Genomic DNA, 12853 nt, shown 5'->3' on the forward strand with positions numbered 1-12853 from the left:
AAAACTTTGATTCCCGTTTGCGTTCTCTGACACGCAAACACCGCCGGATGTCGCACGGATACACGGCCCACATGCGCCGCGATGGTTTGATCGTGGTCAGGCCGAAACGCGCCAGAATGCAGTTTCCGCTGAAGGGGGCCGTGCTGGTCGCGATCGGGTTTTTTGCCTTCAAGGCTTTCATGCTGATGTCGTTGGGCGAGGTCACCTATGCCGACCGGTTGGCCGGCTTGCAGAATGGCACGCTGATCGAACAGGGCGGTGCGTGGGTCATGCAGGCCGATCCGTTGACGCAGGCGATGGTGCGCTTCGTTTCGACCAACCTGCTCTGACGGCCAACCCCTCCAAATCTGACATTCAGGCCGCTGCGACATCCGTCGGGCGGCCTTTTCATAGGTCCTGCGTGATCGTCAGGCATAAAAAAACCGCTCACCCCTTGGGGGAAGCGGTTTTTCATATCCGGCGCGGGCGTGCCCCGAGGGAGGATCAGGCCGTGCCCGTGGGCCGGATCAGCGACGCGAGATCACTGTGTCGATGTCGCCACGTGTCAGGCCGATGTCTTCCAGTTCACGATCGGACAGGGCGGACAGGGCGTTGCGTGTCACGCGTGCGTCGTTCCATGCCATCACCGAAGCGATTGCGTTGAAAACGAAGCGGGAGATGCGGCCTGCTACAATAGCGGAGCCGTAGGTGGTGCGGGTGGTGTCGAAAGCAGCCATTGGTGCAGTCCTTCAATTACGGGTTATCGTGTTGCGTCTTCTGAGGCGCAGATAGTTCGCCTTATTTTTCACCACAAGCCGCGAAGTTTGCATGTGCGATATGCGGAATTTGCATGGGTTGCAAAAATATGAAGTTTTTTCTTGACAGGTATTTGGAGGTTGCGCCGAAAGCCGTCGTTTTCACGGTGTAAAGGGGCGAAATCGGGCGCTTTTGAGCATTCTCAGCCTTTGGGCGGTTCAACTGTGCATGTGTCTTAGCACTTGGCGGATGTTCGCGTTTCGTGCTACTTAAACCCCAAAGCGGCAAAAACGTCGCACAAAAGGCCGGGCGGGGCAGAGATATGACACGGATTTTGGGCATCGACCCGGGGCTGCGCAACCTTGGTTGGGGCATTATCGACATGACCGGATCGCGGTTGACCCATGTGGCAAACGGTGTGTGCCAGTCGCTGCCGGGGGATCTGGGGGATCGGTTGCTGTCCCTGCACACGCAACTGACAGATGTGGTTCGTCAATACATGCCTGATGCGGCGGCGGTGGAACAGACGTTCGTGAACAAGGACGGCGCAGGCACGCTGAAGCTGGGACAGGCGCGCGGGATCGCGATGCTGGTGCCGGCGCAGGCTGGGCTGAAAGTGGGCGAATATTCCCCCAACACGGTGAAAAAGACTGTCGTGGGCGTGGGGCACGCGGCCAAGGTGCAGGTGCTGCACATGGTGCAGATGCAATTGCCCGGCGCGGTGATCGCAGGGCCGGATGCGGCGGACGCGCTGGCCATTGCCATCTGTCACGCGCATCATGGTCCCACAGGCGGCCTGGCTGCCGCAGTTGAACGGGCACGCGCATCATGATCGGCAAGATTACCGGACGGATCGACTATCGCGCATTGGATCATGTGCTGATTGACGTGAACGGCGTGGGCTATCTGGTCTATTGTTCGGACCGCACGCTGGCTGCGCTTCCCGGCACGGGGCAGGTGACGGCGCTTTATACGGATCTCGTGGTGCGCGAGGACCTGATGCAACTGTTCGGGTTTCTGACCCTGGTGGAAAAGGAATGGCACCGTTTGCTGGTGTCGGTGCAGGGCGTCGGCGCCAAGGCGTCGCTGGCCATTCTTGGCGCGCTTGGTCCCGATGGTGTGGGCCGCGCGATTGCGCTGGGTGACTGGAACGCGGTCAAGGCGGCCAAGGGCGTCGGCCCCAAGATTGCGCAGCGCGTGGTTCTGGACCTGAAGGACAAGGCCCCCGGCCTGATGGCCATGGGCGGCACGGTGGCGCAGGCGATGGGCGATGAGGCCGCGGACGTGATCGAAGCGCCAGTACGCCCGGCGGCCCCCAAACCCACACCCACCGCACAGGCTGATGCGCTGTCGGCACTGGGCAACCTTGGCTATGGCCCCGGCGACGCCGCAGGCGCCGTGGCGCAGGCGGCCACGGACGATCCGCAAGCAGACACGCCGACGCTGATCCGCGCGGCGCTAAAGCTGCTGGCGCCGAAGGGGTAGAACATGAGTGATATCGACCCCACCGTGCGGCCCGAACCCTTGGCCGAGGATGGCTTTGACCGGGCGTTGCGCCCGCAGATGCTGGATGATTTCGTGGGTCAGGCCGAGGCCCGGGCGAACCTTCGGGTGTTCATCCAGTCCGCCCGCCAGCGTGGCGAGGCGATGGATCACACGCTGTTTCATGGGCCACCCGGTCTGGGCAAGACGACGCTGGCGCAGATCATGTCGCGTGAACTGGGTGTGAATTTTCGCATGACATCCGGCCCCGTGCTGGCCAAGGCGGGTGATCTGGCGGCGATCCTGACCAATCTGGAAGCGCGCGATGTGCTGTTCATCGACGAGATCCACCGCCTGAATCCGGTGGTTGAAGAGGTGCTTTACCCCGCGCTGGAAGATTTCGAGCTGGATCTGGTGATCGGCGAGGGGCCGGCCGCGCGCACGGTGCGGATCGAATTGCAGCCCTTTACGCTGGTCGGGGCCACCACGCGGATGGGTTTGCTGACCACGCCGCTGCGCGACCGGTTCGGCATTCCAACACGGCTGAATTTCTACACCGAGGACGAGCTGTTCCAGATCGTCACCGGCAACGCCCGCAAGCTGGGCGCCCCCGCAGACGAGGGCGGCGCACGCGAGATTGCGCGGCGCGCGCGGGGCACGCCACGGATCGCGGGACGGTTGTTGCGGCGGGTGGTGGACTTTGCCGTGGTCGAAGGCGATGGGCGCGTGACGCGCGAACTGGCCGACAGCGCGCTGACACGGCTGGGTGTGGACCATCTGGGGCTGGATGCGGCGGACCGGCGCTATCTGCGGCTGATCGCGGAAAACTATGGCGGCGGACCGGTGGGCATCGAAACACTGAGTGCGGCGCTGAGCGAGAGCCGCGATTCACTGGAAGACGTGATCGAGCCGTTTCTGCTGCAACAGGGGCTGATCCAGCGCACCCCACGCGGGCGGATGCTGGCATCCAAGGCCTGGGCCCATCTGGGGCTGGACGCGCCGCGCAAGCCGGATGATTTGTTTGGTTGAGGCCGCGCGTCATACCTTTTATGCCTGTCGCGAGGATATTTAAGGCCAAAAGAACCAATGACAGCTGACCAGATCGAAGCCTTGTTCACCCGTGCGGATGGCAGCTATGCCTTTGCGCGCTGGGGACGGCCGATTGCACCGATTGCATTCGGTGTGCAGGATGAAACGCTGGGCGTGATCAAGGGCGCGATCGAAGCGGTCTGTGCGCTGGCGGGCCATGAAACCACGGATATGGACCCTGAACTGGGCAGCAATTTCATGTGGTTCTTCTTTCGCGATTGGGACGAGCTGCCGCAGGTGCCGGGGTTGGAGCGCATGGTGCCCGATCTGGAACCGCTGGTCGCGCGGCTGAAGGCGGCGGATGCGAACCAGTACCGGGCCTTTCGCTTTGACGAACGCGGCGCGATCAAGGCCTGTTTCGTGTTTCTCAAGATGGACGGCGCGCTGGCCGATCTGCCTGCGGACACGTTGGTGTTGGGGCAGGCGGCGCAGTCGATCCTGTTGTGGTCTACCCTTGCCTTTGCCGAACGCTCGCCGCTGGCCGTGGCCGGGCAGACTACCGTGCTGCGCCCGGAAATCGCCGATGTGATCCGTGCGGCCTATGATCCGGTGATGCCGGTTGCGGCTGCGGACAAGTCACACGCGTTGCGCATGGCGGCGCGGCTGGAGGTTGCCAATGGCGCATGAGTTTCCTGTCACGGTTTATTACGAAGACACGGATATGGCGGGGATCGTCTATTACGCCAATTACCTGCGTTTTATCGAACGTGCGCGGTCGGAAATCGTCGAGGAACTGGGCGTGGACCAGCGTGCCATGCGCGCCGAAGGGATCGTTTTTGCCGTTACGCGGGTCGAGGCGGATTATATCGGGTCGGCCCGTCTGGGCGATCGTTTGACCGTTGTGACCACCCACGAACCGGTGGGCGCGGTGCGCTGGGTGTTCGACCAGGAGGTCCGTTTGGGCGACAAAACGATCTTTCGGGCCAAGGTGACCGCCGCCTGTATGTCCACCGAGGGCCGTCCCACCCGACTTCCAGCGAAAATACGCGCATTACGTGGCGATTGAAGGCCAGTTGCCGCCATTGTGATAGCTTTCCCCTTGGTCTTCCGCTAGATTCCGCCCAAGGAAGGCTGGACATAACAGCCGTAGACAAAGAGCAGGCAGATGGAAGCAGACACGCTGGCTTTGGCGCAGGGGATAGATTTCTCTCTGTGGGGCCTTTTCGCACGCGCCACAATCCTAGTTAAACTCGTCATGATCATGCTGATCGTCGCGTCCTTTTGGTCGTGGGCGATTATCGTGCGCAAACTGATCAGCTTTCGCGCGGCGCGGTCCGAGGCCGCCCGTTTCGACGAGCGATTCTGGTCGGGAGAACCGTTGGACGAATTGTTCGACGAGATCGGGCCAGAGCCGCGCGGCAGTGCGGAAAAGATATTTGCGGCCGGTATGACCGAATGGCGGCGCTCGCACCGTGATGATGGCCGGTTGATTGCCGGGGCGACCGCACGGATCGACCGCAGCATGGATGTTGCGATCAACAAAGAGGCCGATGAGCTGCAAAAGAGTCTGTCGATCCTGGCCACCATCGGTTCGACCGCGCCCTTTATCGGCCTGTTCGGGACCGTCATGGGGATCATGAACGCCTTTATCGAGATTGCAGAGCAGCAAAACACCAGCCTTGCGGTTGTGGCCCCCGGCATCGCCGAGGCGCTGCTGGCCACGGGTCTGGGCCTGCTGGCCGCGATTCCGGCGGTGATCTATTACAACAAGCTGTCGGCAGACAGCGATCGCATCATTTCGGGCTACGAGGCGTTTTCGGATGAATTCGCCACCATCCTGTCGCGCCAGTTGGACAGCTGATCCATGGGCGCAGGTGTGATGCAAAAAGACGGAGGCGGCGGCGGGCGGAGACGCAAGCGCAGCCGCGCGCGTCCGATGGCCGAGATCAACGTCACGCCCTTTGTGGACGTGATGTTGGTGCTTTTGATCATCTTCATGGTGGCCGCACCGCTGCTGACCGTCGGGGTTCCGGTGGAACTGCCCAAGACCGCTGCGGGCGCTTTGTCTGCGGATCAGGAAGAGCCGCTGACGGTGACGATCACCTCGACAGGATCGGTGCAGATCCAGACGACGGAGACGCCGCGCGAGGAACTGATTGGCAAGCTGCGCGCGATTTCGGCCGAGCGTGAAAGCGACCGCGTGTTCCTGCGCGCTGACGGGGCCGTGCCTTACAGTGACGTGATGCAGATCATGGGCGCGCTGAACGCGGGCGGATTTTCCAACATCGGTCTGGTGACGGACACCGGCGGTCCGTCGCTGGACGGCACGGACACATCGGGCGGGTAAGCCACAGTGGACGCAGGGCATGTCATATCGGGTGCGGGCCATATTGGCCTGATCGGCTGGTTGCTGTTTGGCGGCGCGTTCCAGACCGATCCTTTGCCATTGGAAACCATGGATGTTTCGGTGATCTCCACCGAAGTTTACGAGGCGATTGTTGCCGCACAACGGCCTCCGCAGTCGGGCACCGAAGTGGCGCAGCCCGAGCCGCCTGCCGCCGAGGATACGGCCGCGACGCCGCCTCCTGCCGAGACCGAGGTGACGCCACCCCCTGCGCCGGAAACCACGCAAGCCCCTGAACCGGAAACAGCGCCCGAGCCGCCGCAGCCCGTGCCGCCCGTGGCCGAGGTCGAAGAGACCGCGCCCGTTCAGCCCGATCCGCCTGCGGACGTGGCCGTTGTCGTGCCGGAACGCAGCACGCGCCCCGTGCCGCGTCCGGTTGAGCGTGTGGCCCCCGAGGCCGTGGCGCCGCCACCGCCAGAAGCCAAGCCCGATCCGGTCGAGCAGGAGGCGGTCGAGCCCGCCGAAACCGGCGAGACCGTGCAGGAACCACAGACCGCGACCGCGCCCGAAGAGGCCGCGACCGAGATCGTGACCGAGGCCGAAAAGCCCAGTGCCGCGCCCAATGCGTCGCCGCGCCCGCCGTCGCGGCCCAAGCCGCCGGTGCGCACGGCAGCCGCCGAGCCGAAGCCTGAGCCGAAGCCCGAGGCGAAACCGGAAGCAAAACCTGATCCGAAGCCCGAAACGCCGCCTGCCACCAGCAGCAGCACCAAGGATGCGGTGGACGCAGCCCTTGCCGAAGCGCTTGGCGGCACCACATCCGAACCAACGGCCCCGACCGGGCCGCCGCTGTCTGCGGGTGAAAAGGATGCGCTGCGGGTGGCGGTTTCAAGCTGCTGGAACGTGGGTTCCTTGTCGTCCGAGGCTTTGCGGACGACAGTGGTGGTCACGGTTTCGATGACGCCGGATGCACGACCTGTGACATCGTCCATACGGATGACCAGCAGTTCAGGCGGTTCCGGCGCGGCAGCGGACCAGGCGTTTGAAGCGGCCCGTCGGGCGATCATTCGCTGCGGAGCCAAAGGATACAACCTGCCGTCCGAGAAATACGGGCAGTGGCAAGAGATAGAAATGACGTTCAATCCCGAAAGGATGCGCATCAAATGATCTGGCGAATTCTCGTTTGCATGATGGCCGTTCTGGCCTGGACCGCCCCGACAGTGCAGGCCCAGCAGGGCCCGCTGCGTATCGAGATCACCGAAGGTGTGATCGAACCCTTGCCCTTTGCCGTACCTGCCTTTGTGGCCGAGAACGCCGCGAGCGGGCAGATGGGGCAGCAATTGGCGCAACTGGTGGCGGCCGACCTGATCGGCACCGGCCTGTTCCGCGAAGTGCCTGCCAGCGCCTTTATCAGCGGGGTCAGCGATTTCAACGCGGCGATCCAATACGCCGACTGGAAGGCCGTGAACGCCCAGGCCCTGATCACCGGGGCCGTGGCCGTCACGGGGGATCAGATGACGGTAAAGTTCCGGCTTTACGACGTGTTCTCCGGGGCCGAACTGGGCAGCGGGCTGCAATTTGCGGGCACCACGGCCGGCTGGCGGCGCATGGGGCACAAGGTGGCCGATGCGGTGTACAGCCGGATCACCGGCGAAAGCGGCTATTTCGACAGCCGCGTGGTGTTCGTTTCGGAAACCGGTGCCAAGGCGGATCGTCAGAAACGCCTGGCCGTGATGGATTACGACGGCGCAAACGTGCAGTACCTGACCGGCAGCGAAAGCATCGTGTTGGCCCCGCGTTTCTCCAAATCGGGCGACCGGGTGCTGTACACCAGCTATGAAACCGGTTTTCCGCGCATCTTCGTGCTGGACGTCGGCAGCGTGCAGCGCCGCGTGCTGGAAAGCCAGGACGGCACCATGAGCTTTGCACCACGCTTTCACCCCAACGGGCAGACGGTGGTCTATTCGCTGAGCCAGGGGGCGAACACCGACATCTACACGCTGGACATCAATACAGGGCAGACCACGCGTCTGACCTCGGCCCCATCGATCGAGACCGCGCCCAGCTATTCGCCTGACGGCAGCCAGATCGTGTTTGAAAGCGACCGCTCGGGCGCGCCGCAGCTTTATGTGATGTCCGCCAGCGGTGGTGAACCGACGCGCATTTCCTTTGGCGAGGGGCGCTACGGCACCCCCGTTTGGTCCCCGCGTGGCGATCTGGTGGCGTTCACCAAACAGTCCAAGGGGCGTTTTCACATCGGCGTGATGCGGTTGGATGGCAGCGAGGAACGTCTGTTGACGGCGTCGTTCCTGGACGAGGGGCCGACGTGGGCACCGAACGGGCGTGTCATCATGTTTACCCGTGAATCCCAAGGGGAATCAGGCCGCGCGACGCTGTATTCGGTGGACATCACGGGCCGCAACCTGCGACCTGTGCAAACACCCGAGGGCGCATCGGACCCAAGCTGGGGGCCGTTGCAGAATTAAGCCGCACGATTCCCCTTTGCGGGCAATCGTGCTAGACTAAACCAAACGCATGACTACGAACTCAATTCAAAAGGCTTTAAGCATGAAACTCTCGACGAAACTCGTAATGCTGGCAGGCGTGCTGGCGTTGGCGGCCTGTACAAACCCCGACCGCTTTGGTGCAGATGGCGCAAACGGCGGTATCGGTGGCACCGGCATGAACGGCGGCATGGTCCCCGGCAGTGCGAACGATCCCACCTCGGTGGCGTATTTCCAGCAATCCGTGGGCGACCGCGTGTTGTTTCAGGTCGACCAATCGACCCTGACCCCCGAAGGTCGCGCGACCCTGGACGGACAAGCCGCATGGCTCAGCCAGAACGGTGACTATACCGCCATCATCGAAGGCCACGCCGACGAGCAGGGCACACGGGAATACAACCTTGCGCTGGGTGCACGTCGTGCCGATGCGGCTCGGGCCTATCTGATCAGCCAAGGCGTGCCGTCGGGCCGTCTGCGCACGATCAGCTATGGCAAGGAACGTCCGATCGAAGTGTGCAGCAACGAAGCATGCTATGCAAAGAACCGCCGCGCTGTGACTGTGCTGGCCGGTGGATTGACGGGGTAAGGTGATGCGGCGTTTCGCAATTCTGGCAACGGTTGTGGCCCTTTGGGCACCGGCCTCGGGTTTCGCTCAATCGGCGGATGGCAGCACCCTTGCTGACATCCGGCAGGAGCTGACCATTCTCAATGTGGAAATCCAGAAGCTTCGCCGCGAGCTTTCGACGACGGGATCGGCTTCGGTGGATGTAGGTGCGGGTGGCTCACTGGACCGGCTGAACGCCATCGAATCCGAACTGCAACGGGTGACCGCCAAGACTGAAGAGCTTGAGTTCCGCATCGGCCGCGTGGTCGAGGACGGGACCAACCGGATCGGCGACCTTGAATTCCGGCTGGTCGAGCTGGAAGGCGGCGATCTGGGCGCGATCGGCGATACGCCCACATTGGGTGGTGACACCGGCGGGGCGACGCCGTTGCCCGGTCCGGTGACACCGCCCGCCACGAACGAGGCACAACTGGCAACACAGGAACAGGCCGACTTTACGCGGGCGTCGGAGGCGCTCGCAGCAAGTGACTTTCGCGGCGCCGCTGACCAGTTTGCGACCTTTAATCAGAACTACCCCGGTGGTCCGCTAGCGGCGGCGGCCGATCTGGGCCGTGGCAAGGCGCTTGAGGCGCTTGGTGATACCCGAGAGGCGGCGCGCGCCTATCTTGCGTCCTTTTCTGCGGATCAGGCCGGTGCAACCGCGCCCGAGGCTTTGTACCTGCTGGGGGTTTCGCTGGGCCGTCTGGGCAAGACCGGTGAAGCCTGCGTGACATTGGGCGAAGTGCCAGTACGCTTTGGCGGAACGGATGCCGCAGCGCGGGCGCAAAGCGAAATGAGCACGTTGGCCTGCGGCTGACCATGGATGATGATGCGGCGTTGAATGCAGCCATCGCGGCGCATCTGTTGCCGGAACCACCCGAAAAACTTGGCGTCGCCGTGTCGGGCGGCGGTGATTCCATGGCGCTGTTGGCGTTGGCCGCAGGCTTTGCGCAGACGCACGAAGTGCAGGTGCATGTGATCAGCGTGGATCATGGTCTGCGCTCTGGCGCGCGTGACGAATTGGCGCTGGTCGCCGCGTTTTGTGCTGAACGTGGTCTTTCTCATCACATCGAAAGCTGGAGCGGCTGGGACGGGTCAGGGAACCTGCAAGGGGCTGCACGCGCGGCGCGCTACAAGCTGATCAACCGCTGGGCCGAAACGGTCGGGCTGCGCATGGTTCTGCTGGGCCACACCGCTGACGATCAGGCCGAAACCCTGATGATGCGGCTAGCGCGCGGGGCGGGAGTGGACGGATTGTCTGCCATGGCGCCGCGGCGCATGCGCGAGGGCATAACCTATGTGCGCCCCTTTCTGGACATCACGCGCGCCGAGTTGCGCGATTATCTGACGCGGCACGACATTGCGTGGGCCGATGATCCCAGCAATGACGACACCAGCTTTGCTCGCGTGGCGATGCGGCAGGCGCTGACACAGCTGGAACCGCTGGGGCTGAGCGCCCGGACGCTGGCCGGTGTCGCGCGGAACATGCGCCAGTCGCGAGAGGCGCTGAACTGGCAGACCCATTCCGCCGCCCGCGAAGTTGCCCAGGTGCAGGCCGGTGCGGTGCGGGTGGATATCCAAAAGTTCCGCGCGCTGCCCGAGGAAATCGCGCGGCGGTTGCTGGTTCAGGCGGTGATGTGGATCAACGGCGGCAATTATCCGCCACGGCGCAGCGGTGTTGCGGGCGTGCAGGCGGCGGTCAGGGAGGGACGCACCACCACGCTGGACGGCTGCCAGATCAGCTTTGCCGGAGAGGCCATGTGGATCTATCGCGAGCTGAATGCGGTGCGCGACATCTTCAGCAAACCGGGCGGGGTCTGGGACAACCGCTGGCGTGTGGAAGGGCATGAAAACAATCCCCGCCTGCATGTGGGACCGCTGGGCGAGGATGGTCTGGCGCTTTGTCCCGACTGGCGCGAGCATGGCCTGCCGCGAGGTGCGATGCTGTCCCTGCCTGCGGTCTGGGAGGGGGGCGACCTTGTCGTCGCACCGGTTTTTGACGACGCCGCAGGCTGGTCTGCCGAGATCGCGGGCGGGCAAGAAACCTTTTTTGCCGCACTTCTATCCCGTCAATGATGCTGTTATCGCATTGAACTGACGGACAGCATGTCTATCTTATGCGGGTGACCGTGGCGTACTGCCGTTCGGTCCCGGGAATTTTTGGGAGAGTATCCTTGGGTAATGCACGCAATATCGCGTTCTGGGTCGTACTGCTTGTATTGATCGTTGCGCTGTTCAATCTGTTCAGCGGCACAGGCAGCACACTGCAAAGCCGCGAAATCAGCTATTCCGAATTCGTCCAGTCGGTTGAGGCCGGCAAGGTCACCAGCGTGACACTGGACGGAGAGCAAGTGCGGTTTCGCGAAGGCGAGACCGACTATGTGACCATCAAGCCGACGGATGCCGAGGTCACGAACCTGCTGATTTCCAACAACGTGCCGGTCAAGGCCGAGCAACAGCAACAATCGGGCTTTCAGACATTCCTGATGTCGCTGCTGCCCTTCCTGCTGCTGATCGGTGTCTGGATCTATTTCATGAACCGGATGCAGGGTGGCGGCAAAGGCGGGGCCATGGGCTTTGGCAAGTCCAAGGCCAAGATGCTGACGGAAAAGTCGGGTCGCGTGACCTTTGACGACGTGGCCGGTATCGACGAGGCCAAGGAAGAGCTGGAAGAGATCGTTGAATTCCTGCGCAACCCGCAGAAATTCTCGCGTCTGGGCGGCAAAATCCCCAAGGGCGCGTTGCTGGTTGGCCCTCCGGGCACCGGTAAGACGCTGCTGGCGCGCGCGATTGCGGGCGAGGCGGGTGTGCCGTTCTTTACCATTTCGGGGTCCGATTTCGTTGAGATGTTCGTGGGTGTGGGTGCATCCCGTGTGCGCGACATGTTCGAACAGGCCAAGAAGAACGCACCCTGCATCGTGTTCATCGACGAGATCGACGCCGTGGGCCGTCACCGGGGTGCCGGTTATGGCGGTGGCAACGACGAGCGTGAGCAGACGTTGAATCAGTTGCTGGTGGAAATGGACGGCTTTGAAGCGAACGAAGGCGTGATCATTCTGGCCGCGACCAACCGTCGTGACGTGCTGGACCCCGCGCTGTTGCGTCCCGGTCGGTTTGACCGTCAGGTGACCGTGCCCAACCCCGACATCAAGGGCCGCGAGAAGATCCTGAGCGTGCACGCGCGCAAGACCCCGCTGGGCCCCGATGTCGATCTGCGCATCATCGCCCGCGGCACGCCCGGTTTTTCGGGTGCTGATTTGGCGAACCTTGTGAACGAGGCGGCGCTGATGGCTGCCCGTGTGGGCCGTCGTTTCGTGACGATGATTGATTTCGAATCTGCCAAGGACAAGGTCATGATGGGCCCCGAGCGGCGCAGCATGGTGATGACGCCCGAGCAAAAGGAAATGACAGCCTACCACGAGGCCGGCCACGCGCTGGTGGGGATGACCCTGCCCAAATGCGATCCGGTCTACAAGGCGACGATCATTCCGCGCGGCGGTGCCTTGGGCATGGTGATGAGCCTGCCGGAAATGGACCGTCTGAATATGTTCAAGGACGAGTGCAAACAGCGTCTGGCCATGACCATGGCGGGCAAGGCGGCCGAGATCATCAAATACGGTGAGGATTCGGTGTCCAACGGTCCGGCGGGCGACATCCAGCAGGCCAGCGCGCTGGCCCGTGCGATGGTGCTGCAATGGGGCATGTCGGACAAGGTCGGCAACATCGACTATTCCGAAGCGGCCCAAGGTTACCAAGGTGCGACCGCCGGTTTCTCGGTTTCGGCCAACACCAAGGAAACCGTCGAACAGGAAGTGCGCATGTTCATTCAGGACGGCTATGACTGGGCCGCCAAGATCATCAAGGAAAAGCACGTCGAGTTCGAACGTCTGGCCCAAGGGTTGCTGGAATACGAAACGCTGACCGGCGACGAGATCAAGCGCGTGATGAACGGCGAACCCCCGCAAGCGGGTGACGATGGCGATGGCACGGCTGTCAGCGAAGACAAGCCCAGCCTGACCGCCATTCCGAAAGCCAAACCGAAGAAAAAGCCGCCATCATCCGGGGGCGAGATGGAGCCGGAACCGACCTGAACCGGTTGCACAAGATCAAGGAAGGCCTCGCGGAAGCGGGGCCTTTTGTTCTAGGGGGGATGGGGCA

At 62.9% G+C, this 12853-nt stretch carries 15 protein-coding genes; 14 read left to right on the forward strand and 1 reads right to left on the reverse strand.

Annotated features, from left to right (window positions below):
* The first annotated feature begins 47 nt into the window (after nt 1-47).
* Entirely contained in the window at nt 48-329 is a 282-nt protein-coding gene (locus tag BUC08_RS07535) for a hypothetical protein (protein WP_224553477.1), read from the forward strand.
* A gap of 177 nt (nt 330-506) precedes the next feature.
* On the opposite strand, the gene BUC08_RS07540 is transcribed toward BUC08_RS07535, so the two are convergent.
* The gene (locus tag BUC08_RS07540) at nt 507-716 is read right to left on the reverse strand and encodes a DUF1127 domain-containing protein (RefSeq protein ID WP_037925430.1); all 210 of its coding nucleotides are present in this window, start codon (nt 714-716) and stop codon (nt 507-509) included.
* A 341-nt stretch (nt 717-1057) separates the two neighbouring features.
* Between BUC08_RS07540 and ruvC the strand changes: the two genes are divergently transcribed.
* The 13 genes from ruvC to ftsH all read left to right on the forward strand — a co-directional run bounded on the left by ruvC (nt 1058) and on the right by ftsH (nt 12786).
* The gene (ruvC, locus tag BUC08_RS07545) at nt 1058-1567 is read left to right on the forward strand and encodes a crossover junction endodeoxyribonuclease RuvC (RefSeq protein WP_037925432.1); all 510 of its coding nucleotides are present in this window, start codon (nt 1058-1060) and stop codon (nt 1565-1567) included.
* On the forward strand, nt 1564-2220 hold the full coding sequence (gene ruvA, locus BUC08_RS07550; RefSeq protein ID WP_037925434.1) for a Holliday junction branch migration protein RuvA: 657 nt from the start codon (nt 1564-1566) through the stop codon (nt 2218-2220). The genes ruvC and ruvA overlap by 4 nt, the downstream gene beginning before the upstream one ends.
* Nucleotides 2221-2223: 3 nt before the next feature.
* The gene (ruvB, locus tag BUC08_RS07555) at nt 2224-3246 is read left to right on the forward strand and encodes a Holliday junction branch migration DNA helicase RuvB (protein WP_037925436.1); all 1023 of its coding nucleotides are present in this window, start codon (nt 2224-2226) and stop codon (nt 3244-3246) included.
* 57 nt (nt 3247-3303) lie between these two features.
* Complete coding sequence (locus BUC08_RS07560) at nt 3304-3933, forward strand: hypothetical protein (protein WP_037925438.1); 630 nt, start codon at nt 3304-3306, stop codon at nt 3931-3933.
* The gene (locus BUC08_RS07565) at nt 3923-4312 is read left to right on the forward strand and encodes a YbgC/FadM family acyl-CoA thioesterase (protein ID WP_037925440.1); all 390 of its coding nucleotides are present in this window, start codon (nt 3923-3925) and stop codon (nt 4310-4312) included. Before BUC08_RS07560 ends, BUC08_RS07565 begins: the two co-directional genes overlap by 11 nt.
* A gap of 99 nt (nt 4313-4411) precedes the next feature.
* Complete coding sequence (tolQ, locus tag BUC08_RS07570; protein WP_037925442.1) at nt 4412-5107, forward strand: protein TolQ; 696 nt, start codon at nt 4412-4414, stop codon at nt 5105-5107.
* Between the two features lie 3 nt (nt 5108-5110).
* Entirely contained in the window at nt 5111-5593 is a 483-nt protein-coding gene (gene tolR / locus BUC08_RS07575) for a protein TolR (RefSeq protein WP_037925444.1), read from the forward strand.
* Nucleotides 5594-5599: 6 nt separating this feature from the next.
* Nucleotides 5600-6754: a hypothetical protein gene (locus tag BUC08_RS07580; protein WP_037925446.1), complete on the forward strand. Its 1155-nt coding sequence runs from the start codon at nt 5600-5602 to the stop codon at nt 6752-6754.
* Complete coding sequence (gene tolB, locus BUC08_RS07585) at nt 6751-8073, forward strand: Tol-Pal system beta propeller repeat protein TolB (protein WP_028954677.1); 1323 nt, start codon at nt 6751-6753, stop codon at nt 8071-8073. The genes BUC08_RS07580 and tolB overlap by 4 nt, the downstream gene beginning before the upstream one ends.
* 82 nt (nt 8074-8155) lie before the next feature.
* Complete coding sequence (gene pal / locus BUC08_RS07590; RefSeq protein ID WP_037925448.1) at nt 8156-8677, forward strand: peptidoglycan-associated lipoprotein Pal; 522 nt, start codon at nt 8156-8158, stop codon at nt 8675-8677.
* A 4-nt stretch (nt 8678-8681) separates the two neighbouring features.
* Entirely contained in the window at nt 8682-9512 is an 831-nt protein-coding gene (locus BUC08_RS07595) for a tetratricopeptide repeat protein (RefSeq protein ID WP_037925450.1), read from the forward strand.
* Between the two features lie 2 nt (nt 9513-9514).
* On the forward strand, nt 9515-10771 hold the full coding sequence (tilS, locus tag BUC08_RS07600) for a tRNA lysidine(34) synthetase TilS (protein WP_037925452.1): 1257 nt from the start codon (nt 9515-9517) through the stop codon (nt 10769-10771).
* 98 nt (nt 10772-10869) lie between these two features.
* Nucleotides 10870-12786: an ATP-dependent zinc metalloprotease FtsH gene (ftsH, locus tag BUC08_RS07605; protein ID WP_037925455.1), complete on the forward strand. Its 1917-nt coding sequence runs from the start codon at nt 10870-10872 to the stop codon at nt 12784-12786.
* Nucleotides 12787-12853: the final 67 nt, after the last annotated feature.

This window comes from Pseudosulfitobacter pseudonitzschiae (genome assembly GCF_900129395.1).
In the GTDB taxonomy this organism is placed as follows: Bacteria; Pseudomonadota; Alphaproteobacteria; order Rhodobacterales; family Rhodobacteraceae; genus Pseudosulfitobacter; species Pseudosulfitobacter pseudonitzschiae.